29 protein-coding genes are annotated in these 22,554 nt (G+C 68.7%); 16 read left to right on the top strand and 13 right to left on the bottom strand.

The window, feature by feature from the left end; translation table 11 throughout:
- Positions 1–4 precede the first annotated feature (4 nt).
- The 5 genes from ACH413_RS30365 to hrcA all read right to left on the bottom strand — a co-directional run bounded on the left by ACH413_RS30365 (position 5) and on the right by hrcA (position 4,721).
- Positions 5–595, bottom strand: coding sequence for a TetR family transcriptional regulator C-terminal domain-containing protein (locus tag ACH413_RS30365; protein WP_360041900.1), 591 nt, complete (start codon positions 593–595; stop codon positions 5–7).
- Positions 596–604: 9 nt separating this feature from the next.
- Positions 605–1,261, bottom strand: a complete 657-nt coding sequence (locus tag ACH413_RS30370; protein WP_360041897.1) for an alpha/beta hydrolase — start codon at positions 1,259–1,261, stop codon at positions 605–607.
- Between the two features lie 517 nt (positions 1,262–1,778).
- Positions 1,779–2,510 carry a 16S rRNA (uracil(1498)-N(3))-methyltransferase gene (locus ACH413_RS30375; RefSeq protein ID WP_360041894.1) on the bottom strand — a complete coding sequence of 244 codons (732 nt, stop codon included), beginning with the start codon at positions 2,508–2,510 and terminating at the stop codon, positions 1,779–1,781.
- Positions 2,507–3,655 carry a molecular chaperone DnaJ gene (dnaJ, locus tag ACH413_RS30380; protein WP_360042466.1) on the bottom strand — a complete coding sequence of 383 codons (1,149 nt, stop codon included), beginning with the start codon at positions 3,653–3,655 and terminating at the stop codon, positions 2,507–2,509. The genes ACH413_RS30375 and dnaJ overlap by 4 nt, the downstream gene beginning before the upstream one ends.
- Before the next feature lie 43 nt (positions 3,656–3,698).
- Positions 3,699–4,721, bottom strand: a complete 1,023-nt coding sequence (hrcA, locus tag ACH413_RS30385) for a heat-inducible transcriptional repressor HrcA (protein ID WP_360041891.1) — start codon at positions 4,719–4,721, stop codon at positions 3,699–3,701.
- Positions 4,722–4,846: 125 nt separating this feature from the next.
- Between hrcA and ACH413_RS30390 the strand changes: the two genes are divergently transcribed.
- Positions 4,847–5,041, top strand: coding sequence for a hypothetical protein (locus ACH413_RS30390; protein WP_360041888.1), 195 nt, complete (start codon positions 4,847–4,849; stop codon positions 5,039–5,041).
- Here ACH413_RS30390 and hemW read toward each other — a convergent pair whose 3' ends face one another.
- Positions 5,042–6,250: a radical SAM family heme chaperone HemW gene (gene hemW, locus ACH413_RS30395; protein WP_360041885.1), complete on the bottom strand. Its 1,209-nt coding sequence runs from the start codon at positions 6,248–6,250 to the stop codon at positions 5,042–5,044.
- 367 nt (positions 6,251–6,617) lie between these two features.
- On the opposite strand from hemW, the gene ACH413_RS30400 reads away from it, so the two are divergent.
- Genes ACH413_RS30400 through ACH413_RS30440 form a run of 9 tightly spaced genes read left to right on the top strand, consistent with a single transcriptional unit; the run spans position 6,618 to position 14,810 of the window.
- Complete coding sequence (locus tag ACH413_RS30400; protein ID WP_360041882.1) at positions 6,618–8,297, top strand: nitrite/sulfite reductase; 1,680 nt, start codon at positions 6,618–6,620, stop codon at positions 8,295–8,297.
- The gene (locus tag ACH413_RS30405) at positions 8,294–8,452 is read left to right on the top strand and encodes an Insertion element protein (RefSeq protein WP_090006108.1); all 159 of its coding nucleotides are present in this window, start codon (positions 8,294–8,296) and stop codon (positions 8,450–8,452) included. Before ACH413_RS30400 ends, ACH413_RS30405 begins: the two co-directional genes overlap by 4 nt.
- Positions 8,449–9,144: a phosphoadenylyl-sulfate reductase gene (locus ACH413_RS30410; protein WP_360041879.1), complete on the top strand. Its 696-nt coding sequence runs from the start codon at positions 8,449–8,451 to the stop codon at positions 9,142–9,144. Before ACH413_RS30405 ends, ACH413_RS30410 begins: the two co-directional genes overlap by 4 nt.
- Positions 9,141–10,040, top strand: coding sequence for a sulfate adenylyltransferase subunit CysD (gene cysD / locus ACH413_RS30415; RefSeq protein WP_177320624.1), 900 nt, complete (start codon positions 9,141–9,143; stop codon positions 10,038–10,040). The genes ACH413_RS30410 and cysD overlap by 4 nt, the downstream gene beginning before the upstream one ends.
- A 2-nt stretch (positions 10,041–10,042) precedes the next feature.
- Positions 10,043–11,389: a GTP-binding protein gene (locus ACH413_RS30420; RefSeq protein ID WP_360041875.1), complete on the top strand. Its 1,347-nt coding sequence runs from the start codon at positions 10,043–10,045 to the stop codon at positions 11,387–11,389.
- Positions 11,390–11,404: 15 nt separating this feature from the next.
- Complete coding sequence (locus tag ACH413_RS30425) at positions 11,405–12,454, top strand: ABC transporter substrate-binding protein (protein WP_360041872.1); 1,050 nt, start codon at positions 11,405–11,407, stop codon at positions 12,452–12,454.
- A gap of 31 nt (positions 12,455–12,485) precedes the next feature.
- Positions 12,486–13,262 carry an ABC transporter ATP-binding protein gene (locus tag ACH413_RS30430; protein ID WP_360041869.1) on the top strand — a complete coding sequence of 259 codons (777 nt, stop codon included), beginning with the start codon at positions 12,486–12,488 and terminating at the stop codon, positions 13,260–13,262.
- Positions 13,246–14,118 carry an ABC transporter permease gene (locus ACH413_RS30435; protein WP_360041866.1) on the top strand — a complete coding sequence of 291 codons (873 nt, stop codon included), beginning with the start codon at positions 13,246–13,248 and terminating at the stop codon, positions 14,116–14,118. The genes ACH413_RS30430 and ACH413_RS30435 overlap by 17 nt, the downstream gene beginning before the upstream one ends.
- Entirely contained in the window at positions 14,115–14,810 is a 696-nt protein-coding gene (locus ACH413_RS30440; protein ID WP_360041863.1) for a sirohydrochlorin chelatase, read from the top strand. The genes ACH413_RS30435 and ACH413_RS30440 overlap by 4 nt, the downstream gene beginning before the upstream one ends.
- On the opposite strand, the gene ACH413_RS30445 is transcribed toward ACH413_RS30440, so the two are convergent.
- Positions 14,807–14,983: a hypothetical protein gene (locus ACH413_RS30445; protein ID WP_360041860.1), complete on the bottom strand. Its 177-nt coding sequence runs from the start codon at positions 14,981–14,983 to the stop codon at positions 14,807–14,809. The genes ACH413_RS30440 and ACH413_RS30445 overlap by 4 nt on opposite strands.
- 112 nt (positions 14,984–15,095) lie before the next feature.
- Here ACH413_RS30445 and ACH413_RS30450 point away from each other — a divergent pair, with 112 nt between their 5' ends.
- From ACH413_RS30450 to ACH413_RS30465, 4 genes are all read left to right on the top strand, one after another.
- Positions 15,096–16,199: a sensor histidine kinase gene (locus ACH413_RS30450; RefSeq protein WP_360041857.1), complete on the top strand. Its 1,104-nt coding sequence runs from the start codon at positions 15,096–15,098 to the stop codon at positions 16,197–16,199.
- A complete protein-coding gene (locus ACH413_RS30455) occupies positions 16,196–16,813 on the top strand; it encodes a response regulator transcription factor (protein ID WP_360041854.1) in 618 nt (205 codons plus the stop codon). Before ACH413_RS30450 ends, ACH413_RS30455 begins: the two co-directional genes overlap by 4 nt.
- A 69-nt stretch (positions 16,814–16,882) precedes the next feature.
- Positions 16,883–17,416 (top strand): hypothetical protein, encoded by a 534-nt coding sequence (locus ACH413_RS30460; RefSeq protein ID WP_360041851.1) that lies wholly within the window; start codon positions 16,883–16,885, stop codon positions 17,414–17,416.
- Positions 17,417–17,579: 163 nt separating this feature from the next.
- The gene (locus tag ACH413_RS30465) at positions 17,580–18,194 is read left to right on the top strand and encodes a cyclase (RefSeq protein ID WP_360041848.1); all 615 of its coding nucleotides are present in this window, start codon (positions 17,580–17,582) and stop codon (positions 18,192–18,194) included.
- 30 nt (positions 18,195–18,224) lie between these two features.
- Here the strand turns inward: ACH413_RS30465 and ACH413_RS30470 are convergent, their stop codons facing one another.
- A complete protein-coding gene (locus tag ACH413_RS30470; RefSeq protein ID WP_360041845.1) occupies positions 18,225–18,677 on the bottom strand; it encodes a MarR family transcriptional regulator in 453 nt (150 codons plus the stop codon).
- On the bottom strand, positions 18,664–19,278 hold the full coding sequence (locus tag ACH413_RS30475) for a DJ-1/PfpI family protein (protein WP_360041842.1): 615 nt from the start codon (positions 19,276–19,278) through the stop codon (positions 18,664–18,666). The genes ACH413_RS30470 and ACH413_RS30475 overlap by 14 nt, the downstream gene beginning before the upstream one ends.
- 62 nt (positions 19,279–19,340) lie before the next feature.
- Here ACH413_RS30475 and ACH413_RS30480 point away from each other — a divergent pair, with 62 nt between their 5' ends.
- Positions 19,341–20,111: an enoyl-CoA hydratase family protein gene (locus ACH413_RS30480; RefSeq protein WP_360041839.1), complete on the top strand. Its 771-nt coding sequence runs from the start codon at positions 19,341–19,343 to the stop codon at positions 20,109–20,111.
- Here the strand turns inward: ACH413_RS30480 and ACH413_RS30485 are convergent.
- The 4 genes from ACH413_RS30485 to ACH413_RS30500 all read right to left on the bottom strand — a co-directional run bounded on the left by ACH413_RS30485 (position 20,108) and on the right by ACH413_RS30500 (position 21,480).
- Entirely contained in the window at positions 20,108–20,452 is a 345-nt protein-coding gene (locus ACH413_RS30485) for a hypothetical protein (protein WP_360041836.1), read from the bottom strand. The genes ACH413_RS30480 and ACH413_RS30485 overlap by 4 nt on opposite strands.
- 115 nt (positions 20,453–20,567) lie before the next feature.
- Positions 20,568–20,831, bottom strand: coding sequence for a barstar family protein (locus ACH413_RS30490; RefSeq protein ID WP_360041833.1), 264 nt, complete (start codon positions 20,829–20,831; stop codon positions 20,568–20,570).
- Positions 20,828–21,271: a ribonuclease domain-containing protein gene (locus tag ACH413_RS30495; protein WP_360041831.1), complete on the bottom strand. Its 444-nt coding sequence runs from the start codon at positions 21,269–21,271 to the stop codon at positions 20,828–20,830. The genes ACH413_RS30490 and ACH413_RS30495 overlap by 4 nt, the downstream gene beginning before the upstream one ends.
- Positions 21,268–21,480, bottom strand: coding sequence for a hypothetical protein (locus ACH413_RS30500; RefSeq protein ID WP_360041829.1), 213 nt, complete (start codon positions 21,478–21,480; stop codon positions 21,268–21,270). Before ACH413_RS30500 ends, ACH413_RS30495 begins: the two co-directional genes overlap by 4 nt.
- A 70-nt stretch (positions 21,481–21,550) precedes the next feature.
- Here ACH413_RS30500 and ACH413_RS30505 point away from each other — a divergent pair, with 70 nt between their 5' ends.
- The gene (locus tag ACH413_RS30505) at positions 21,551–22,519 is read left to right on the top strand and encodes a zinc-binding dehydrogenase (RefSeq protein WP_360041827.1); all 969 of its coding nucleotides are present in this window, start codon (positions 21,551–21,553) and stop codon (positions 22,517–22,519) included.
- Positions 22,520–22,554: the final 35 nt, after the last annotated feature.

The following is a 22,554-nucleotide window of genomic DNA, read 5'->3' on the forward strand; positions in this document are numbered from 1 at the left end:
CAAGCTAAGCGAACAGCCGGTCCAGTTGCTCGTCGACGGCCTCGATCATGTCGTCGACCGTGAGCTCGTCGGGCCCGAGCCCGTGGTGGATGTTGAGCCCGTCGATCAGCACCATGAACCGCCGCGCGGCCTTCATCGGCACGACGCCGTCCCGCAGCTCACCGGCTTCCTGCGAGGCAACGAGAACGCGCGCGATCTCGGCGTACAACTCGCGCGTGCCAAGACGTTCCAGCTCGTGCAGCGACGGTTCCACCATCGCCCGCGGCAGGAACGACAACAGCACCGCGGCCTCGACCCGGCGATCGTCGTCCATCGCCAGCATCTCGTGCGCGAAGGACCGCAGCACCTCCCGGTTGCCGGCCGAGGTGTCGATCTTCTCCAGCCGTGCGATGAACCGCCGGTACGCGAGCTCCATCGCGAACCCCAGCAAGGCGTCCTGCGTCGGGAAGTAGTGGCGCAAGGACCCGCTCGACCACCCGGACTCGGCCGCGACGGCGCGCACGGAAGCGTGGTCTATCCCGTCCCGCTGCACGATGCGCCACACGGCCTCGGCGAGTTCGCGGCGGCGTTCCTCATGGTCGACAACCTTGGGCACCGCCCATTTTTAGCAGCCGCGCGCAAGCCGCCCGGCAGCCGCGCGGCACCTCTCCCACGCCTCGGTGCCCGGCGTGATCACGTCCATGTGCCCGGCCCCTTCCACCACGACGAGTTCCGCCTGCGGCTCCACCGCGCAGAACCCGGCGGACTGCTCGAGCGGTACGTCCTCGTCCTGATCACCGTGCACGCACACCACCGGCTTGCCGATGGGAACCAACGCGACCGGCGAGGCCTCCGCGAACTGCTCCTCGGTGCACAACTCCAACGCCCGCGGCGTGATGTGCTTCGTGAAGTCCAGCACCGCCGCCTGGGCCACCGCTCCGACCACTCGCGGACTGTGCTTGGCCGCCCACACAGCGAGGTGGCCTCCGGCACTGTGCCCGAGCGTCACGACGGGCCCGATGTCGACGGCGTCAATGGCGGCGAGCACGTCCTCACCGGTCTGCGGCCACCCACCGCCACCACTCACTCGCCGGTACTCGATGTTCCACACGGCGAATCCTTCGGCGACGAGCACGTCCGCAAGGGGCCGGCCGAGTTCCAAGCCGTAGCGCTGATGCCAAAAACCACCGTGAATGACGACAACAGCACCCTGAGCAACACCGTCAGGAAGGTAAAGCTCGCCGAACTGACTGGGATGGTCACCGTAAGCAATTCGCTGCACACGCAGAACCTACGTCAACGCCAAGAAATAACGATGAAGACACAACAACCGACAGCGACTGCCAGATAAGAAGACTCTCTCGCTACACCCACAACGCACCGGATAGGGGCCGCCTCACCCTGCCGCGCCTGTGCACCTGATGGGCCACCCGATGCCGAAGGCGAGGTGGCCGGGGGTCCGGGGGCGCGCCCCCGGCGTGGGGCTTGGGGGCTCGGCCCCCAAAAGACACGCTTTTGGTGCGGCCGGCGAAGGCGCGTCAGCGACGAGCAGACACCACCAAACCAAAAGGGGCGCCTCGCGGTCCGAAGCCTGGGGGTCGCTTCGCCGCGAGGCGCCGACGCCGGACCGAGGGGGGAGGTGTCCGGCGAGTCTTTTGGTCAGAAGGTCTAATCGTCTACTCCGTTTCCGGATAGACCAATCAGCCCCTCTGCGAACTAGGGTAACCCCACTTGCCTGGGATTCGCTACAACTTCCGTCAAGCCAATCCATCCGATGTTCATCTCAGTAGTGATCGGGGTCACCACCGAGCAGTGCGCACCCCAATGGCACCAAGAGCAACCGCCGCGGCGGTAGATGCACGCAGAACAGTTGGGCCCAATCGGACGATCCGCGCACCCGAAGATCGCAGTGCGTCGAGTTCCTCGGGCGTGATTCCGCCTTCGGGACCCACGACGAGCAGCACGTCCCCGGAATCGGGCAGCGGGACGTCGGCAAGCCGTTCGGTCGCGCTCTCGTGCAACACGAGCGTCAGCGCGGACGACGACACGCGATGAGAAAGCTGGGTCGTGCTCACGGGTTCGTCGACCACCGGCACGCGCGAGCGGCGGGCCTGCTTCGCCGCCTCGCGCACCGTGGATCGCCAGCGCCCCAACGCTTTCGCGCCGCGCGGGCCGTCCTCCCACTTGGTGATGCACCGGGCGGCGCGCCACGGCACCACACCGTCCACTCCGGCCTCGGTGGCGAGTTCGACCGCGAGTTCGCCGCGGTCGCCCTTCACCAGCGCCTGGGCGAGCACGACGCGCGGCGCCGGTTCGGGCTCCACCCAGCGCTCGACCACGCGCAACGCCAAGGCGTCCTTCTCCACCGCCGTCACGGAACAGCGCACCTGGGCGCCGGATCCGTCCGACAGCACGAGTTCCTCGCCCACGCGCAGACGCTTCACCGTCGCGGCGTGGCGGCCTTCCGGTCCGTCCAGCACGAACTCCTCGCCCGCCGGCAACGACGAGACGAGGAAGACGGGCAGCGTCACCGGTTGCCGCGCGAGGCACGCAGGCGGGAGAACAGTCCGCCGCCGCCCTTGCCGTTGTGGGACAGGGAGGGCTCGTTCTCGCCGCGCAGATCGGCTAGATCGCGCAGCAACGCGGACTGGGCGGCATCGAGCTTGGTCGGCACCAGGACCTCGAGGTGCACGTGCAGGTCGCCGCGGCCGTCGACGCGGCCGGTGGAACGCAGCTTCGGCATGCCGCGGCCCGTCATGACGAGCTGCGTGTTCGGCTGCGTGCCGGGGTCGATCTGCAGTTCTTCCTCGCCGTCCAGGGTCTTCAACGGCAACGTGGCGCCCAGGGCGGCCGTCGTCATCGGGATCTGGACGATGCAGTGCAGGTCGGCGCCGTCGCGTTCGAAGATCTCGTGCGGGTGCTCCTCGACCTCGACGTAGAGGTCGCCTGCCGGGCCGCCACCGGGGCCGACCTCGCCCTGGCCCGCGAGGCGCACGCGCATGCCCTCGGCGACGCCGGCGGGGATGTTCACGGAGATCGTGCGACGCGACCGCGTGCGGCCATCACCGGCGCACTGCTGGCACGGGTCGGGGATGACCTCGCCGTAGCCGCGGCACACCGGGCACGGACGCGACGTCACGACCTGGCCGAGGAACGAGCGCTGCACGGACTGGACCTCGCCGCGGCCGTGGCAGGTGTCGCACTGGACCGGCTTGGAGTTGTTCTGGGTGCCCGCGCCGTGGCAGCGGTCGCACAGGATCGCCGTGTCGACGGTCAGCTCACGGGTGGCGCCCGCCGCGCACTCCTCCAGCGTCATGTCGAGCCGGATGAGCGCGTCGGAGCCGGGCTGCACGCGGCTGCGCGGACCACGGCCGCCACCGGTGGAGGCGCCGAAGAACGCGTCCATGATGTCGCCGAGGCCGAAGCCGGAGAACGGGTCTCCGCCAGGTCGGCCACCGCCACCCGAGTCGAGCGGGTCGCCTCCCAGGTCGACGACGCGGCGCTTCTCGGGGTTCGACAACACCTCGTAGGCGGCCGTCACCTCCTTGAAGCGGGCCTCCTCGTTGGGATTGACGTCCGGGTGCAGCTGCCTCGCGAGCTTGCGATAGGCGCGCTTGATCTCATCCTGCGTCGCGTCCTGCGAGACACCGAGGATGCCGTAGTAATCCCTGGCCACCTTGTTCGCTTTCATCTTCATCAACTACTGCAAGTACGTGTGGTCAACGACCGGTCAGGATCTCACCGACGTAGTTGGCGACCGCGCGGACGGCCGCCATGGTTCCGGGGTAGTCCATGCGCGTCGGTCCGACGACACCCAGGCCCCCGAGCGGGTTGTCACGGCTGCCGTAGCCGATGGACACCACGGAAGTGCTGTGCATCTCCACGGCCTCGTTCTCCTCGCCGATGCGCACCAGCACGCGACCGGGGTCGCGGGAGGCGGCGAGCAGCTTGAGCACGACGACCTGCTCCTCCAACGCCTCCAGCACCTGCCGGAGCGAGCCCGGGAAGTCGGTGATGTTGCGCGTGAGGTTCGCGGTACCGCCGAGCACGAGCCGTTCCTCTGGGTGCTCCACCAGCGTCTCGATGAGCACAGTAGCGACTCGCAGCATCGGGTCGCGCAGGTTCGGCGGAACCTCCTCCGGCAGTTCGGCGACCTTGGCCGACGCTTCTGCCAGCCGCTGTCCCGCCATCGCCTGGTTGAGCACGCCGCGCAACTGCGCCGTGTGCTCCTCGCTGATCACGTCCCCGAGCTCGACGATCCGCTGGTCGACGCGGCCGGTGTCGGTGATGAGCACCAGCATCAGCCGCGACGGCGTGATCGGCAGCACCTCCAGGTGACGCACGGCCGCACGCGACAGCGTCGGCACCTGGATCACCGCCACCTGCCGAGTCAGCTGCGCGAGCAACCGCACACTGCGACGCATCACGTCGTCGAGGTCGATCGCCCCGTCGAGGAAACTGCGGATCGCCCGCTTCTCGGCCTGCGAGAGCGGCTTGATCTCGCTCAGCTTGTCGACGAAGAGCCGGTAGCCCTTGTCCGTCGGCACGCGCCCGGCACTGGTGTGCGGCTGGGCGATGTACCCGTCGTCCTCCAGCGCGGCCATGTCGTTGCGCACGGTCGCGCTCGACACACCCAGGTTGTGCCGCTCGACCAGGGCTTTCGACCCGACGGGCTCCTGGTTGGACACGTAGTCGGCGACGATGGCGCGCAGCACCTCGAACCGACGCTCATCGGCGTTCATCGCTGTTCACCTCCGTGTCCACTACTCCCGAGTTTACCCAGCCGGATTCGGGCCTGGTGCCCGCTCTGAACCCGGGCTCGATCCGGCCTCCGGTTTTTGTCGGTGGCGGTCGCTAGGGTCCAAACGTGGACAACGTGGTGTGGCTGCGGCCACCCGGCAGACCATGCCTGGTGCTCAGCGACGACGAGTGGTGGAGGGGCTCAGTTGTCTGGGAGACGGCCCGCAGGGAGGACGGGCTCTGGTGGGGCACGGTGACGTACGACAAAGAAGGCCAGGAGATCACCGAGGTGCGCAGTCAGCACGACCTGCGCGCCCGCTGATCACGGCAGCAGACGCCTGACCACGGCGTCGGCCAGCAGGCGGCCTCGGTCGGTCAGCACGCAGCGGTCGTCGTGCGGCTCCAGCAGCCCGTCGGCGATCGCCTGCTTGGCCTCCTCGCGGCCGGCGTCGTCCAGCACGTCCATCGGAAGCCCTGATGCCAGGCGCAGTTCCAGCAGCACGCGCTCGACGCGCTGGTCCTCGGCGGACAACAGCTCGCGACCGGCGGCGGGCGACAGACCTTCCGCGAGCAGGGACGAGTAGCGGGCCGGGTGCTTCACGTTCCAGAAGCGGACGCCGCCGACGTGGCTGTGCGCGCCTGGGCCGAAGCCCCACCAGTCCGCGCCCTTCCAGTACAGGACGTTGTGGCGGCATTGGGCTTCAAGAGAAGTCGCCCAGTTCGACACCTCGTACCAGGAGAAGCCGGCGCCGCTCAGCACCGAGTCGACCATCTCGTACGACGAGGCCAGCACGTCGTCGTCGGGCATGGGCAGGTCGCCGCGGCGGATTTGGCGGGCCAGGCCCGTGCCGTCCTCCACGATCAACGCGTAGGCGGACACGTGGTCGACGCCCGCGGCCAGCACCGCGTCCAGCGACGAGGCCAGGTCCGCGGGGCGCTCCCCCGGCGTGCCGTAGATCAGGTCCAGGTTCACGTGCTCGAACCCGGCCGCCCGCGCCTCCAGCGCCGCTTCGCCTGGACGGCCAGGGGTGTGCTTGCGGTCCAGCACGGCCAGAACGTGCCGGGCCGCGGACTGCATGCCCAACGACACGCGCGTGTAGCCGGCCGAACGGATGCCCGAGAAGAACTCCGCCGACGTCGACTCCGGGTTCGACTCCGTCGTCACCTCGGCGCCGGGTGCCAGGCCGAACGACTGCCGCACCGCGTCCAGCACCGAACCGAGGCCCGAAGCGCCCAGCAAAGAAGGCGTACCGCCGCCGACGAACACGGTTTCGGCCATGGGAGCGGTTCCGAGAACGGACGCGGCCAGGTCCAGTTCGCGGCGCAGGCCCTCCAGCCACGACTCGGGCGAGGCTGAGGACCCCAGTTCGCCGGGCGTGTAGGTGTTGAAGTCGCAGTAACCGCAGCGGGTCGCGCAGAACGGCACGTGCACGTAGATGCCGAACGGCCGGGAACCGACACCGGCGAGAGCGGAAGGGGGAAGCGAACCGTCAGCGGGCGCGGGCTCGCCTTCGGGCAGAGCGGAAGGCATGGCTCCCAGTGTCCCCTACAGCCCGAACGGCGGTGCACAGCCAGGCGATGTATCTGTCGGTGACAGAGATATTACGGAGTGAAACCAGCCTAGGATGTCAACTTCCCCTCGTCAATCCCAGCATTCGGTTGTTGGTGGACCAGTTACTGGACGGGAGGCACACTGAGGACATGCATTCGACTGGAGTCCGCCTCGTGGCCCGCCGCCACGTCGACTTCCGTCGTGTCTCCAGCGCGATGTGCCGTCGTTCGGCCTGACCGCGCGCTGATTTGTTCCCGTCGGCGCCCGGCGCGCTGACGACGCCCCCACCACAAGCACCTCCGGGCTCGCATGCGCACCGAGCGCCTCGAAACCCCGGAGGATGGCGATGGTCCCGCCGCAGACGTCACCGCGCGCCAAGCAGCGTCGCGGCGAGGGGCAGTGGGCACTCGGTTACCGAGAGCCGCTGAACCCCAACGAGCGGAGCAAGAAGGACGACAACCCGCTCAACGTCCGCACCCGCATCGAGAACATCTACGCCCACGGTGGTTTCGACTCGATCGACCCGGCCGACCTGCGCGGGCGTTTCCGCTGGTACGGCCTGTACACGCAGCGCAAGCCCGGCATCGACGGCGGCCGCACGGCCACGTTGGAGCCCGAAGAGCTGGACGACGAGTACTTCATGATGCGCGTCCGCAGTGACGGTGGCGCGCTCACCACGCAGCAGTTGAAGGTCCTCGGCGAGATCTCGCAGACCTACGCGCGCGACACCGCGGACATCACCGATCGGCAGAACATCCAGTACCACTGGATCGCGATCGAGGACGTCCCGACGATCTGGCAGAAGCTCGAAGCCGTCGGCCTGACGACGATGGAGGCGTGTGGCGACAGCCCGCGCGTCATCCTCGGCTCGCCGGTCGCGGGCATCTCCGAGGACGAGATCATCAACGGGCAGCCGGCGATCGACACGATCCTCGAGCGCTACATCGGCGACCCGCGCTTCTCGAACCTGCCGCGCAAGTTCAAGACCGCCATCTCCGGGCTGCAGGACGTCGCGCACGAGATCCACGACATCGCGTTCGTCGGCGTGAACCACCCCGAGCACGGGCCCGGCTTCGACCTCTGGGTCGGCGGCGGCCTGTCCACGAACCCCATGCTGGGCAAGCGCTTGGGCGCCTGGGTGCCGCTCGACGAGGTGCCGGACGTGTGGGAGGCGGTCATCTCCGTCTTCCGCGACTATGGCTACCGCCGGCTGCGGCACCGCGCGCGCATCAAGTTCCTCGTCGCGGACTGGGGCCCGGAGAAGTTCCGCCAGGTCGTGGAGGACGAGTACCTCAAGCGCAAGCTGATCGACGGCCCGGCGCCAGAGACCCTGAAGCAGCAACTGGACCACATCGGCGTGAACCGGCAGAAGGACGGCCTGTTCTACGTCGGCGCCGCACCGGTCGCGGGCCGCGTGTCCGGTTCGATCCTGGTCGAGGTCGCGAAGATCGCCGAACAGGCGGGCTCCGGCCGCGTCCGGTTCACGCCGCAGCAGAAGATCATCGTGCTGGACGTGCCCGAGGCCGAGGTGAAGACGCTCAAGAGCAACCTCGCCAAGCTGGGCCTGCAGGTCGACCCGTCGCCGTGGCGCCGGGGAATCATGGCCTGCACCGGCATCGAGTTCTGCAAGCTCGCGATCGTCGAGACGAAGGCCCGCGCGAACGACCTCGTCGTGCAGCTCGAAGCCAACCTCAAGGACATCGTCGACGGCGTCACCGAGCCGATCACCGTGCACATCAACGGCTGCCCCAACTCCTGCGCCCGCATCCAGACCGCGGACATCGGCCTCAAGGGCCAGATCGTCACGGACGAGTCGGGCAACCAGGTCGAGGGCTTCCAGGTCCACCTCGGCGGTGGGCTCGGGCTCGACGCCGGGTTCGGCCGCAAGCTGCGCGGCCACAAGGTCACCGCGAACGAACTGTCCGAGTACGTCGAGCGGATCGTGCGGAACTTCGTCGCCCAGCGCGAGGAGGACGAGCGTTTCGCCCAGTGGGTCGCCCGTGCGGAAGAGGGTGACCTGAAGTGACCGAGCGCGCGACGCCGTTCTACTGCCCCTACTGCGGCGACGAGGACCTCCGGCCGCAGGAGGAACCCAGCTACGCGTGGCTGTGCACCGGGTGCCGCCGCGTCTTCAAGGTCTCGTTCGTCGGGCTCAACCTGCCGCAGGAGGTGAAGAAGTGAGCGATCTCAAGGAAGACCTCAAGATCGTCGCTGAGGCCGCGGAGCTGGAGCTGAAGGACGCGAACGCCGAAGAGGCGCTGGAGTGGGTCGCGCGGACGTTCGGCGACAGCTACATCGTCGCCTCCAACATGCAGGACGCCGTGCTGATCGACCTCGCCGCCAAGGTGAAGCCGAACTTCGACGTGCTGTTCCTGGAGACGGGGTACCACTTCCCGGAGACGATCGGCGTGCGGGACGCGGTCGGGGTCGTCTACCCGGACGTGCGCATCGTCAACGCCGCCGCCGAGCAGTCGGTCGAGGACCAGGAACGCGAGTTCGGCCTGCTGTACCAGTCGGATCCGGCCACCTGCTGCAACCTGCGCAAGGTCGTGCCGCTGCGCCGGGAGCTCGCGAAGTACGACGCGTGGGTCACCGGCGTGCGCCGCGTGGACGCCCCGACCAGGGCGAACACGCCGATCGTGCAGTGGGACGACCGCAACGGGCTGGTGAAGATCAACCCGATCGCGCCGTGGTCCGACGACGAGTTCAACGCCTACATCCAGGAGAAGGGGATCCTCGAGAACCTGTTGGTGCAGGAGGGATATCCCTCCATCGGCTGTCTGCCGTGCACCGCGAAGCCGTTGCCGGGGCAGGACGCCCGCAGCGGCCGGTGGGCCGGTCAGTCCAAGACGGAATGTGGGTTGCACGGATGACTCTGGCTCTGGACACCCTGGGGCGCCTCGAATCCGAGGCGATCCACATCTTCCGCGAGGTGGCGGGAGAGTTCGACCGGCCGGTGATCCTCTTCTCCGGCGGCAAGGACTCGACGCTGCTGCTGCACCTCGCGATCAAGGCGTTCTACCCGGCGCCGGTGCCGTTCCCGCTGCTGCACGTCGACACCGGGCACAACTTCGACGAGGTCATCGAGTTCCGCGACCGCGTCGTCGCGCAGCACGGGCTGCGCCTGGAGGTCGCGAAGGTCCAGGACTGGATCGACGACGGCCGCCTCGAGGAACGTCCGGACGGCACCCGCAACCCGTTGCAGACCGTGCCGCTGCTGGACTCCATCACGCAGCACAAGTACGACGCGGTCTTCGGCGGCGGACGCCGGGACGAGGAACGCGCCCGCGCCAAGGAGCGGATCTTCAGCCTGCGCACGGCGTTCGGTCAGTGGGACCCGAAGCGCCAGCGGCCGGAGCTGTGGAACCTCTACAACGGCCGCCACCGCGCCGGTGAGCACGTCCGCGTGTTCCCGCTGTCGAACTGGACCGAGCTCGACGTCTGGAACTACATCGAGCGCGAGGGCATCGAGCTCCCGGACATCTACTACTCCCACCAGCGCGACGTGTTCCTGCGCGACGGCATGTGGCTCGCCGAAGGCCCTTGGGGCACGGCGCGCGACGGCGAAACGTTGCTGCGCAAGACAGTTCGCTACCGCACGGTCGGTGACGGCTCCTGCACGGGTGCCGTCGAGTCCGACGCCGCCGACATCCACGCGGTGATCGCCGAGGTCTCCGCGTCACGACTGACCGAGCGCGGCGCCACCCGTGCCGACGACCGGCTGTCCGAGGCCGCCATGGAAGACCGCAAGCGGGAGGGGTACTTCTAAACATGAGCGACCTGTTGAGGTTGGCTACCGCTGGCAGCGTGGACGACGGAAAGTCCACGCTCGTCGGCAGGTTGCTCTACGACACCAAGTCCGTGCTCGCGGACACGCTCGACGCCGTCCACCGGGCGAGCGCGGACCGGGGTCTCGCGACGCCGGACCTGTCGCTGCTGGTCGACGGCCTGCGGTCGGAACGCGAGCAGGGCATCACGATCGACGTGGCGTACCGGTACTTCGCGACGCCGAAACGAAGCTTCGTCCTCGCGGACACCCCCGGCCACGTGCAGTACACCCGCAACACGGTCACCGGCGCCTCCACCGCGCAGCTCGCGGTGCTGCTCGTCGACGCGCGCAAGGGCGTCATCGAGCAGACCAGGCGCCACGCGGCGGTTCTCGCGCTGCTGGGCGTGCCCCGGCTCGTCCTCGCGGTCAACAAGATCGACCTCGTCGACTACGACGAGGTGACGTTCTCCCGCATCTCCAAGGAGTTCACCGCGCACGCCACGGCTCTCGGCTACACCGAGGACGCGGTCGTCGAGATCCCGGTCTCGGCGCTGGCCGGCGACAACGTGGTGGACAAGTCCGCGAACACGCCCTGGTACTCCGGCCCGACGCTGCTGGAGCACCTGGAGAACGTGCCGGTCGAGCCCGACCCGCACGACGCCCCGTTCCGGTTCCCGGTGCAGTACGTCATCCGGCCGCGCACGGCCGAACACCTCGACTACCGGGGTTACGCGGGCCTGATCGCGGCCGGCACGGTCAAGCCGGGCGACGAGATCGTGGTGCTGCCCTCCGGGCGGCGCTCGAAGGTCACGAAGATCGACACGGCTGATGGCGAACTGGCGGAGGCGGCGGCCGGCCAGTCCGTGACGTTGTTGCTGGCGGACGACATCGACATCTCCCGCGGCGACCTGATCTCGGTGGCGGGCAACGAGCCCACGGTCACCGACGAACTGGACGCCACCCTCTGCTGGCTCGCGGAGAAGCCTCTGCGACCCGGCGCCCGAGTCCTCGTCAAGCACGGAACGCGCACCGTGCAGGCGATGGTCACCGACCTGCGCGACCGCTTCGACGAGCAGAACCTGTCCAGCGTGGACAGCCCAGCTTCGTTGGAGCTCAACGAGATCGGCCGAGTGGCTCTGCGTCTCGCGGAGCCTGTTCCACTGGACGACTACAGCTTCAGCCGGCGCACCGGGTCCTTCCTGGTGATCGACGCGAGCGATGGTTCCACGCTCGCCGCCGGACTGGTCGGGGCTCCGCTGCCGCTGCTTGAGGACGGCGTGGAGAGCTGTACCGGGGGTGGCGTCAACGCCACCCCTGACAACCACGCCCTTGTCTCCCCCGGTCCCTGAAAGGCCTGAAACCCCGTGAACCTCAAGCCCGCCATCGCCGTCGCACTGATCGCACTGACAGCCCTGTCCGGTTGCAGCCGTGCAGGCACCTCCGAGACTCCCGCCGCCGAGTCCAAGGGCGCCGCCGCCGAGGTCCGCCTCGGTTACTTCCCGAACATCACCCACGCCGCCGCGCTGATCGGCGTCGAAAAGGGCTTGTACGCCAAGGAACTGGGCAACACCAAGCTGACGACGCAGACGTTCAACGCGGGCCCCGACGAGGTGAACGCCCTGCTGGGCGAGTCCCTCGACATCGCCTACATCGGCTCCGGACCGGCGATCAACGCCTACGCGAAGTCCAAGGGCGAGGCCGTGAAGCTCATCGCGGGCGCCACCTCGGGTGGTGCGCAGCTCGTGGTGAAGCCCGAGATCAACTCGATCGAGGACCTCAAGGGCAAGGTCGTCGCCACGCCGCAGCTCGCGAACACGCAGGACGTGTCGCTGAAGAAGTACCTGGCGGAGAAGAACCTGACCGGCCAGGTGACCGTGCAGAACGTGGAGAACGCCGCGTCGCTCGACCTGTTCAAGAAGGGCGACATCCAGGCGGCCTGGGCGCCGCAGCCGTGGTCGGCGCGCATCGTCAACGAGGGTGGCGGCAAGGTGCTGCTCGACGAGAAGACGCTGTGGGACGGCGGGGCGTTCCCGACCACCGTGGTCATCGTGCGGACGAAGTTCCTGCAGGAGCACCCGGAGACGGTCGAGGCCGTGCTGAAGGGTCACGTCGCGGCCATCGACTGGGCGAAGGCCAACAAGGACGAGGCGAAGAAGGCCGCCAACGCCCACCTGGAGAAGCTCACGTCCAAGAAGCTCGGCGACAAGATCCTCGACGCCGCGTGGGACAACATCGAGCTGACCACGGACGCGCAGGCCAAGCACTTCCCGCAGCTCGCGAAGGACGCCGTGACCGCAGGGGTGGCCAAGGAGGCCGCGAACGTCGCCGGGTACGCCGACTTCACGTTGCTGAACAAGGTCCTGCAGGCGCAGGGCAAGCCGCAGGTTCAGGCAGCGGGCCTGGACAAGAAGTAGTTCCGAGACGTTGAGGGGAAGGCACACGACCATGACCGCCACGCTCGAGACCACTTCTCTGTCCACTGTGGATACCGCCGTCGAACTGGCTGGCATCCGCAAGGTTTTCGGCCACGGCAACTCCGCCGTGGTGGCGCTCGACGGGGTCGACCTCAAGGTCAAGCCCGGTGAGTTCGTGTGCCTTCTCGGCGCCTCCGGCTGCGGCAAGAGCACGCTGCTGAACATCGTCGCCGGCCTCGACGGCGCGACGTCGGGCTCGCTGGAGCTCAACACGTCGCGCCCGGCCGTGATGTTCCAGGAGCCCGCGCTGATGCCGTGGCTGACCGCGTCGCGCAACGTCGAACTGGCGCTGCGGTTCGCCGGTGTCGGCCGCATCGCACGCAAGCGTCGCGCGCAGGAGCTGCTCGAACTGGTGCGGCTCGGCGACGTCGCGGACAAGCGTCCGCACGAGCTTTCCGGTGGTATGCGTCAGCGCGTGGCCCTGGCTCGCGCGCTGGCGTCCACCACCGTGTCCGCGGACGGGGCGCCCGCCCTGCTGCTGATGGACGAGCCGTTCGCCGCGCTCGACGCCATCACGCGCGACGTGCTGCAGGCCGAGCTGATCCGGGTGTGGGAGACCACGAACACCGCGATCATCTTCGTGACGCACGACGTGCGCGAGGCCGTGCGCCTCGGCCAGCGGGTGGTGCTGCTGTCGTCACGTCCCGGCCGCGTCGTGCGCGAGTGGGACGTGACGGACTCGCGCGACGAGGTCCTGGACGAGATCAACACCCATCTGCGAGAGGTCATCAGTGGCCACGCCTCCTGACACGCTCGACAAGGTCGGCGCCGGCCTCGACGCGCTCGATGTGCCCGTAGAGGCGCACAGAGCGTCGCTGTGGCAGCGCTTCCTGAAGACGGGCGTGCCACCGCTCATCGCCTTCGCACTGCTTTTGGGCGTGTGGCAGGGACTCTGGGCCTCGGCTCTGCTGCCGGAGTTCCAGCTGCCCGCTCCGGTCAACGTGTGGAACGAGCTCGTCCGCTCGATCTCCACCGGCGAGGCGTTCGGCATCCTGTGGACCTCGTTGCACCGCGCGGTGCTCGGGTTCCTCGCGGCGGTGCTGATCGCCACGCCGCTGGGGTTGCTGGTCGCCAAGGTGCGGGTGGTGCGGGCGGCGATCGGGTCGTTGCTGACCGGTCTGCAGTCCCTTCCGTCCGTCGCCTGGGTGCCGGCCGCCATCCTGTGGTTCGGCGTCACGCCGTCCACGATCTACTTCGTGGTGCTGATGGGCTCGGTGCCGTCGATCGCGAACGGGTTGGTGGCCGGCATCGACCAGATTCCGCCGCTGCTGCCCCGGGTCGGACGTGCGCTGGGCGCCGGTCGGCTGGCTTCAGCGCGGCACATCCTGCTGCCGGCGGCCCTGCCCGGGTACCTGGCCGGCCTGAAGCAGGGCTGGGCGTTCTCGTGGCGGTCGCTGATGGCCGCGGAGATCATCGCGACCTCGCCCCAGCTCGGCGTCGGACTCGGGCAGTACCTGCACAACGGCTCGTCGTTGAACGACATCAACATGGTGATCGCGGCGATCTTCCTGATCCTGTTGGTGGGCATCGGGATCGAGCTGCTGCTGTTCCGTCCGTTGGAGCGCGCCGTGCTGCGGGCTCGTGGTCTGACGGGGGCCCTGTGACACCGCTCGTGGCCGTTGCGCACGGCAGTCGTGACCCGCGTTCGGCGGCGTCGATCCACGCGTTGCTGGACGTGGTGCGGTCGTTGCGGCCGGAGCTGGACGTGCGCGGCTGCTTCCTCGACCTGTGCGCGCCCCGGCTGCACGACGTGTTGCGCGAGCCCTCGGTGGTCGTGCCCTTGTTGCTGGGCAAGGCTTATCACGCCCGTGTCGACGTGCCGGCCGCCGTAGCCGAGTCCGGGGTGCCCGCTGTGGTCACCGACGTGCTCGGCCCGGATCCCCGGCTGGAGTCGGCGGCGTTGCGCCGGCTGTCCGAGGCCGGGGTCTCGTTCGGGGACAGGAACCTGGGTGTGGTGCTGGCCGGCGCCGGGTCCTCGCACGCTCCGGCGAACGAGGCCGTGGCGCGGGTGGCCCGGCGCTGGGCCCGCGAGTCGGGCTGGGCCGGCGTGGAGGCGGCGTTCGCGTCGATCGCCTCGCCGACCGTGCCCGAGGCGATCGAGCGGTTGCGGATGAGGGGGGCCACGAAGATCGCCGTGTCGTCGTGGTTCCTCGCTCCCGGCCTGTTGCCGGACAAGGTGACGACGCTCGCGGGTGACGCCGTGGTGGCGCGGCCGTTGGGCGACGACGTCGAGGTCGCGCAGCTCGTGCTGGACCGGTACGACTTCGCCCTGGCACGGCAGACCGTCGCCGCCTAGGCCTTCTGGTTGGACAGGTAGCCGACCGTCGCCCAGCCGATGCCGAGCAGGGCTCCCCCGGCGATCGCGACGGGGGTGAGCGCGCTCGAGTCGGCGACCGCGAGCAGGGCGATGGCGGCCGCGTAGACCATCGACAGGATCAGCAGGACCAGGCTGGACTTCTTTCTCGTCATGGCTCGGAATCCTCGGGTTTCCGGGGTGTGGCGCGCATCGACGGACCGGTGGGTTTCGCGCTCAGTCGACCGGCTACTGGTGTTTTCGCGCGGGGAGCCGCACAGTTTCCCGGTGTCCTCCGATGACGCCTGGGACCGCACGAAGGTCGCCTGGCACGTGGCCTTCGCGGTGTTCGCTCTCGTCAGCGTGGTGCTGGTGTTCGCGGAAGACCGGTTTGTGCCCGTCGCCCTGGTGCTGCTGGCCGCGCTTTGTCTTTGGTACTGGCGCGTCGGGGCACCGCTCGCCCGCGACGCACGCGGCGTGCGCTACCTGGCCGTCGCGATCCCGTTGGTGATCGCGATGTTCGCACTGGTGCCCGCGCTGGCGGTGCTGTTCTTCACGCTGTACCCGCACATCTGGTCGCTGCTGGAACCCAGGCTCGCCATCTGGGCGACCGCGCTGACGTCTCTGTCGATCGGCACCGTCGTGCTGGTGTCCGGCAGCTTCAGCGAGGACTCGATCGGCGGCGCGGTGGTCATCTTCCTGAGCGTCGTGCCCGCCGTGATGCTGGGCCTGTGGATCGCCCGGATCATCTCGCAGAGCCGCGAACGGGCTGAGCTGGCCGTCGTCAGCCACGAAGCCGGCGTCCTCACCGAACGCGAACGCCTCGCCCGCGACCTGCACGACACCCTCGCCCAGGGCGCGACGTCGGTGCTGCTGCTGTTGCGAGCGGCCCGCACCGCCACCGATCCCGTTGCGCGCGACCAACATCTGGCTCTCGCGGAGCAGACGACGTCCGAGAACCTGGCCGAGATCCGCGCGTTGGTCGCCGCGCTGACACCGGTCGAGTTGAACGGCGCCGCCCTCCCCGCCGCTCTCGAACGCCTCACATCTCGGTTGGGCCGCGAGCTAGGGCTCTCCGCGTCGATGACGGTTCACGGCACGTATCGCCCGTTGCCACCGGACCACGAAGTCACGCTGTTGCGCGTCACGCAGGAAGCGCTGGCGAACGTCCGCAAGCACGCACACGCCTCGACTGTGACCGTCTCTCTCGATTACGCGGCCGGTGTCGAGCTTTCGATCGTCGACGACGGCTGCGGTTTCTCACCGGACACCCCGCGCGGCTACGGCCTCGACGGGTTGCGAGACCGTGTGCGTGCCACGGGCGGAGAGTTCGACATCCGTTCCGAGCCTGGCTCAGGAGTCCGCGTGCACGTACGACTGGAGGACGCGTGATCCGGGTGCTGCTGGTCGACGACCACCCGGTCGTCCGCTTCGGCCTGCGCACAATCCTTGAGGCGCAGGAAGATCTGACCGTCGTCGGCGAGTGCGGCTCCGGTTCCGAGGCGATCCGGCTGGCGTCGGAACTCCTGCCGGACGTCGTGCTGATGGACCTCAAGATGCCCGGCATGGACGGCGCCACGGCCACCGCACAGGTCGTCGCGTCCACGTCCAGCCGAGTGGTCGTGCTGACCACCTTCGACACCGACGGCGACATCCTGCGTGCCATCGAGGCTGGTGCCACCGCTTATCTGCTGAAGGACGCGCCGAGCGAGGAACTGATCGACGCGGTCCGGGCGGCTTCGCGCGGCCAGACCGTGCTGGCTTCTCCGGTCGCCACCAAGCTCGTGAGTGCCGTGCAACGCCCCGGGCTGAGCGCACGTGAGGCCGAGGTGCTCGGGCTCGTGGCGTGTGGACTGTCCAACGGCGCCATCAGCAAGAAGCTGAACGTCAGCGAGGCGACGGTCAAAAGCCATCTGCTGCACGTGTTCGGCAAGCTCGACGTGAGCGACCGAACGGCCGCCGTCACCGTGGCGATCAGCCGCGGCTGGCTGCCACCCCCGGCCTGATCACGCCGAATCGCCCTCGGCACGAGGCCACGGCGTGGTACCAACTGCGCAACGGCACCGGGGGGCGACGTGTACGACGATCCACACCATTCCGATCACAGCGTTCGTGACGGCATCTTCGACGGCAGCGCCGACGACATCGCGGATCTGAGCCACCCGGACTTCGCGGACGACGACTTCCCGCGCTCGCGGCGCCGTTCCCGGCGCGGCTACCAGGACCTGTCCGGTGCGCCCTCGTGGGTCAAGGTGTTCGTGTGGGTGGGAACCCTCCTGGCGATAGCGGGCTTCGGGGTCGTCCTGTTCGGCCTGCTGGGCCCCTCGGGCGCACCTGAGCGGCCCAGCCGCCTGACGCCTGCCTTCCCGACGGCGGTCACGTTCGGCGACGTGCCACCCGACTTCGCGGACGGCCAGTTGCCGCCAGGCTTCCCGAACCAGCCGATGCCACCCGAGTTCCGTTCCTTCGAGACGCCGGGCTTCCCCCAGCGGCCCACGGCCTCGAGCGTCGGCGGCCCGAACCTGGCCCTGGGTTTCGGCCTCTTCTTCGCGGGCTTCGTGGTGACGGCGATCGGCGCGCTGGGCCACAGCACCTCGAAGCGGCGCTGACCCGCACCGCGGCGCCACTTTCGGCCGCCGCCACAAGATCGAATGCGCAGCGCCGTTCGGGCGATGTGAAGTGTGAACTGTTGACGTGAAACCTACTCATGAGTAGTCAGGTGGTTACGCCGCGTGCTGGAAGTGTCCCTCGTCCACTCAACGGGGAGAGGCCATGAAGCTAGCCGGAATTGCCGCAGCCGCACTGGTACCGATGCTGATGTTCGCCACCAACGCGTCAGCAGCCGCTCCGCAGACGATCACCTACAAGCTCCGGGCGACTGCCGTCGGGCAGACGTCGGACTTCACGCTCGACCAGGGCGTCGACTCGTCGGCGCCCGCGACCGTCGCCCCCGGCGGCACGGTCGCGGTCACCATCGACCCCGCGCCCAACAAGATTCCCACCGAGGCCGGTGGCCGGCAGGTGCGGGAGATCAAGGGTCTCGCGCTCCGGTTGCCGGTTCCGGCCAACTCGAAGTTCCAGTCCGCCTCGCTGTCCGGCGGTTCCGGGCTGGGTGGCACGCCGACGGTCGCCCTGTCGGGCAACGACGTCGTGCTGAGCGTGCCCGGTCCGATCAAGGGCGGCGCCGACTTCGAGTTGCCGACCGTCACGATCAACCTGCAGGCCGGCGGCACCGGGACGATCACCACGAAGCTGGGCGGCACCAGCTACGACGCCCCGGGTCTCACCTTCACCGCCGTCGTCGTGGTGATCGGGTTCCCGATCAACGCCGCCGCGAAGGGCTACCCGGACCCCAGCCCCGTGCTGACCACCACCACGATCGGCTAGAAACCCCGATGCCCCACCCCCTGCCGGGCATCAGGAAGTAGCCGCGACCAACGCGGTCATCGTGGCGAGCGTCGTGCGCAGGTCTTCCACGGAGACCTGCGCACTGACGCGGTTCGCCCACTCGTACTGCGCGTCCCGCAACCGTTCGATGGCGGCGAAACCCTCGGGAGTGGGCTGGACGAGCTTCGCGCGGGCATGCGCCGGGTTCGGCAGGTACTCCGCCAAACCCTTGTCCACCAACAGGTCCGCGATCCGCTGCACGGACTGCCGCGCCAGCCCCATCTCCCGCGCGATGCCGGAGACGGACAACGGCTCGCGCAGCACCGCGCCGAGCACCTGCCACCACGCCGCGGTCAGGCCCACCGGCTTCGTCATCACCTCGGCCGCGTCGAGAAACGCCCCGTACAAACGGAAGGTCCTCATCACGACGTCGGTCAGCACGTCGCCTGACTCAGTCCTGGACGCCGTCTCACTCGTGGACACTGGCCACCAGCTTCCCGAACGCCGCCGGCGTGTCGTCGCGGTTGAACTCGTACCAGGCCTCCAGCGTGGCCGGCGAGAACGTCTCCAGCTCCGCCAGCACCTCGCGCGCGAACTCCAAAGCCGAGGCGCCACCGGCCGTGATCACACCGTCAGCGCGCACCACGCGTTCCTCGCGGTACAACGCCGCGCCGCCGTAGGAACCAAGCCCCTCAAGAAAGTTCGACGTGTGCGCCACGTCGTCCAGCAGCCCCTCGGCCGCCAGCGCGACCGTCGCTCCGCAGATCGCCGCGATCGGCTTGCCCGCCTCGCGGAACCGCCGCGCGAGCTTCCCGAACGCCGCCAGCTCACCGGTCTCCCAGCCGTCGCCGCCCGGCAGCACGAGCATCGCCGCGTCGTCCAGCGACACGTCCTCCAGAGCGACGTCGGGCAGCATCCGCACGCCGCCCACAGTGCGGATCGGGTCCGTGGTCAGCCCGACCGTCCGGATCTCGTACCGCCCCGGCCGCTGCTGGAACTGCTGCAGGCTCACCTGCGCGGCCACGTGGCCGTACTCCCAGTCGGCGAGCTTGTCGGCCAGAACGAGGTACACCGTCTGTGTCATGACAGCAGACTGTCATAAGTGACAGCATCCTGTCAAACATCCCCGCGGCTAAGGTCAGGGCCATGGCAGATGAGCTGGTCCACTACGAGGTGCAGCGTGGCATCGCGACGATCACGCTGGACTCCCCCCACAACCGCAACGCGCTGTCCTCACAGCTGCGCCGGGAGCTCAAGGAGCACCTGAGCACAGCGGCAAAGGACGACGGCGTGCGCGTGGTCGTGCTGACGCACACGGGTTCCGTGTTCTGTTCCGGCATGGACCTCAAGGAGGCCGCCGGGGCGAGCGCGGGCGACCAGGGCGTCAACGAGTTCCCCGCGATCCTCGAACAGCTCTGGACCAGCCCGAAGCCGGTCGTCGCGGCGCTCAACGGCCCGGCGCGCGCGGGTGGCGTCGGCATCGTCGCGGCCTGCGACATCTCCATCGCCGCCAACAGCGCCACGTTCGCGTTCAGCGAGGTCCGGATCGGCGTCGTACCGGCCGTCATCTCGGTGACGGTGCTGCCGCGGCTGCTCCCCCGCCAGGCCCACGAGCTGTTCCTGACCGGCGAGACGTTCGACGCCCGGCGCGCGGTGGAGATCGGCCTGCTCAACGCGGCGACCGACGACGTCGACGCGGAGGTCCGGCGCTACACGGACATGCTCGCGCTCGGCGCCCCCAACGCGTTGGCGGCCACCAAGGAGATGCTCCAGCAGGAGCGGTCCACGAACCTCGGCGAGGTCTTCGCGGACATGCTCAAGCTGTCAGCTCAGCACTTCGGCGGACCTGAGGGCCAAGAGGGCATCACGGCGTTCAGGGAGAAGCGCAAGCCGTCCTGGGTGCCGACCGAGAGCTAGAACCAGCCAGTGCACTCGATGACGCCCTGCGAGGACCCGCACGCGCGCATCAGCTTGCCGTCGTTCTTGAACGCGTCGGTGTACTTCGCGGTACCCGAGTCGATCCTGGTGTAGCCGAGGAACCCCTCGTGCCCGTTGGCCGAGGGGTCCTTGCGGTCGGTCCAGATCTCCTCGCCCGGCGTGCCGTGCGAGATGCGCCCCCACGCGCACTTGGACTTGTTCGACGCGCGCAGTTCGACCACACGGCCGTTCTGCATGGTCACGGGGTTGTCGCCGTCGAGCGTCTCGAACGGCGTGAAAGGCCCCTCCTGCGAGCAGTCGGGGTCACCGGCGAACGACACCGCCGGACAAAGCACTCCTACAACCACAAAGACGCCGAGCGCACAGCTCAGACGACGGAATTGCGTTCCCATGGAATGGCACTGTCCACTCCGGACGCCAAACCCGCAGCCCCAGTCACCGTTCCGTGCGAATCACGCGCACTTTTCGGTCACCTGATTCAGCGGTCTGCTTCGCAGCGTCACGCAGCACCGACGAAACGGAAGAGTCCAGATCAGCGGGCACGACCAGCGTGTACTCACCTGCGGGTAGCCACGAGAGATCGGTCAGGCTGTCGTACAGGGCGTCGAGGTTCTGCCCGAACCACTCGGGGAAGTCCAACGCGTGCGCAATGGCCGAGATCGCGGCGGACTTTTCCGAAACGAGAATGTGCCGTTTCATTTGCTCACGTCCACGACGACGAACGACGAATAGTGGTCGCCGGTGTAGAAGACTTCCTTTTCCGACCCGGTGACGATCCGCCGCGCGCCGCGGTCGGGACTGTTCGGCGTCGGCACGGTGTACTCCTTGTAGTACCCGGACTTCTGCTGCGGCAGCCGCTTCTCGCGGTTCTCGAACGTCACGCCGTCGTTGCGCGGGTACGGGAACGGCCCCTTGGCCTCGATCAGCTTCCACGTCTTCGCGGCCTCGGCGGGCAGCTTCGACAGCGACTGCACGTCCAGGCCCGACTTCACGCCGGGAACGGCGCCCTGGGACGCGGACGGCGCGCTGCTCGCGGGCGGGGCCGACGGGTTCGAGGCGGTGTCCTTGAAGAACCATCCGACCACGACCAGGGCAACGAGCCCGACCAGTGCGACGGTCAGGCGACGACCAGGACTCACGCTGCGATCTTCTCCGCTTCGGGCTCGGGCTCCGGCTCGGGGACCGACGCCGGGTTGTTCGCTCCCCAGTCAGCGACCCGGTCGATCAGCCGCGCCACGCCCAGGCACAACGGCAACACCACGATCATCACGACGGGGAACTGCACGGCGACGGGCAGCTGCACGACCCACAGCTCGACACCGTCCCACCACTGCACCAGCCAATCCACGCCCCCGAGCGTAGTCCCGTGACCCGTGTCACGGCATTTGGCCACGATCCAGGTGGGTATGTTGCGAACCATGTTCGCCGTATACGCAGCAGAACCCAGTCCTGAGAACCCGCTGGCCTCGCTTCGCGTGGGCGAGCGCCCCGAGCCCGAGGTCCCCGCCGGGTGGGTGCGCGTCGCGGTCAAGGCGGCCAGCCTCAACATGCACGACCTGTGGACGTTGCGCGGGGTCGGCATCAAGCCCGAGCAGTTCCCGATGATCCTGGGCTGCGACGGCGCCGGCGTCCTCGACGACGGCACCGAGGTGGTGCTGCACTCCGTCATCGGCGACCCGAACTGGTCCGGCGACGAGACGCTCGACCCGAAGCGCACGCTGCTCACCGAGAAGCACCAGGGCACGTTCGCCGACTACGTCACGGTGCCGGCCAGCAACGCGCTGCCCAAGCCCGCGGGCCTCTCGTTCGCCGAGGCCGCCTGCATGGGCACGGCGTGGCTGACGGCGTACCGGATGCTGTTCGTGAAGTCCGGCCTGCGTCCCGGCCAGACGATGCTCGTGCAGGGCGCGTCGGGCGGTGTGTCGACGGCGCTGATCCAGCTCGGCCGCGCCGCCGGGTTCCGCGTGTGGGTCACGGGCCGCAGCGAGGAGAAGCGCGCACTGGCGACCTCCCTCGGCGCCCACCAGACGTTCGAGTCCGGCGCCAGGCTGCCCGAACGGGTCGACGCGGTGTTCGAGACCGTCGGCAAGGCCACCTGGTCGCACTCGATGAAGGCGTTGAAGCCCGGCGGCATCGTGGTGATCTCCGGCGCGACGTCCGGCGACGCCTCCGCGGCCGAGCTCCAGCGGCTCTTCTTCCTGCAGCTGCGCGTGGTCGGCTCGACCATGGGCACGCGCGAGGAACTGGGCGACCTGATCCGGTTCTGCGCCCTCAACGACCTCAGGCCGCAGATCGGCGCCGAGCTGAAGTTCGAGGACGCCGAGCAGGGCCTGCAGGCGATGCTCGACGGCGACACCGCGGGCAAGATCGTCTTCACCCGCCCGTAAAACTGGGCAATCAGCCTGAAAACGCCCTTCTGCCG

The sequence above is a fragment of the Lentzea sp. NPDC020367 genome (assembly GCF_044387305.1).
Lineage (GTDB): Bacteria > Actinomycetota > Actinomycetes > Mycobacteriales > Pseudonocardiaceae > Lentzea.

Bases quoted from the DNA above. Each gene is read 5' to 3' on its own strand.
- ACH413_RS30465 (WP_360041848.1), top strand. From the start codon at position 17,580: ATGAAGCTAGCCGGAATTGCCGCAGCCGCACTGGTACCGATGCTGATG.
- cysD (WP_177320624.1), top strand. From the start codon at position 9,141: ATGACTCTGGCTCTGGACACCCTGGGGCGCCTCGAATCCGAGGCGATC.
- ACH413_RS30420 (WP_360041875.1), top strand. From the start codon at position 10,043: ATGAGCGACCTGTTGAGGTTGGCTACCGCTGGCAGCGTGGACGACGGA.
- ACH413_RS30490 (WP_360041833.1), bottom strand. From the start codon at position 20,831: ATGAAACGGCACATTCTCGTTTCGGAAAAGTCCGCCGCGATCTCGGCC.
- ACH413_RS30505 (WP_360041827.1), top strand. From the start codon at position 21,551: ATGTTCGCCGTATACGCAGCAGAACCCAGTCCTGAGAACCCGCTGGCC.
- ACH413_RS30400 (WP_360041882.1), top strand. From the start codon at position 6,618: ATGGTCCCGCCGCAGACGTCACCGCGCGCCAAGCAGCGTCGCGGCGAG.
- ACH413_RS30445 (WP_360041860.1), bottom strand. From the start codon at position 14,983: ATGACGAGAAAGAAGTCCAGCCTGGTCCTGCTGATCCTGTCGATGGTC.
- ACH413_RS30430 (WP_360041869.1), top strand. From the start codon at position 12,486: ATGACCGCCACGCTCGAGACCACTTCTCTGTCCACTGTGGATACCGCC.
- ACH413_RS30480 (WP_360041839.1), top strand. From the start codon at position 19,341: ATGGCAGATGAGCTGGTCCACTACGAGGTGCAGCGTGGCATCGCGACG.
- hrcA (WP_360041891.1), bottom strand. From the start codon at position 4,721: ATGAACGCCGATGAGCGTCGGTTCGAGGTGCTGCGCGCCATCGTCGCC.
- hemW (WP_360041885.1), bottom strand. From the start codon at position 6,250: ATGCCTTCCGCTCTGCCCGAAGGCGAGCCCGCGCCCGCTGACGGTTCG.
- ACH413_RS30475 (WP_360041842.1), bottom strand. From the start codon at position 19,278: ATGACACAGACGGTGTACCTCGTTCTGGCCGACAAGCTCGCCGACTGG.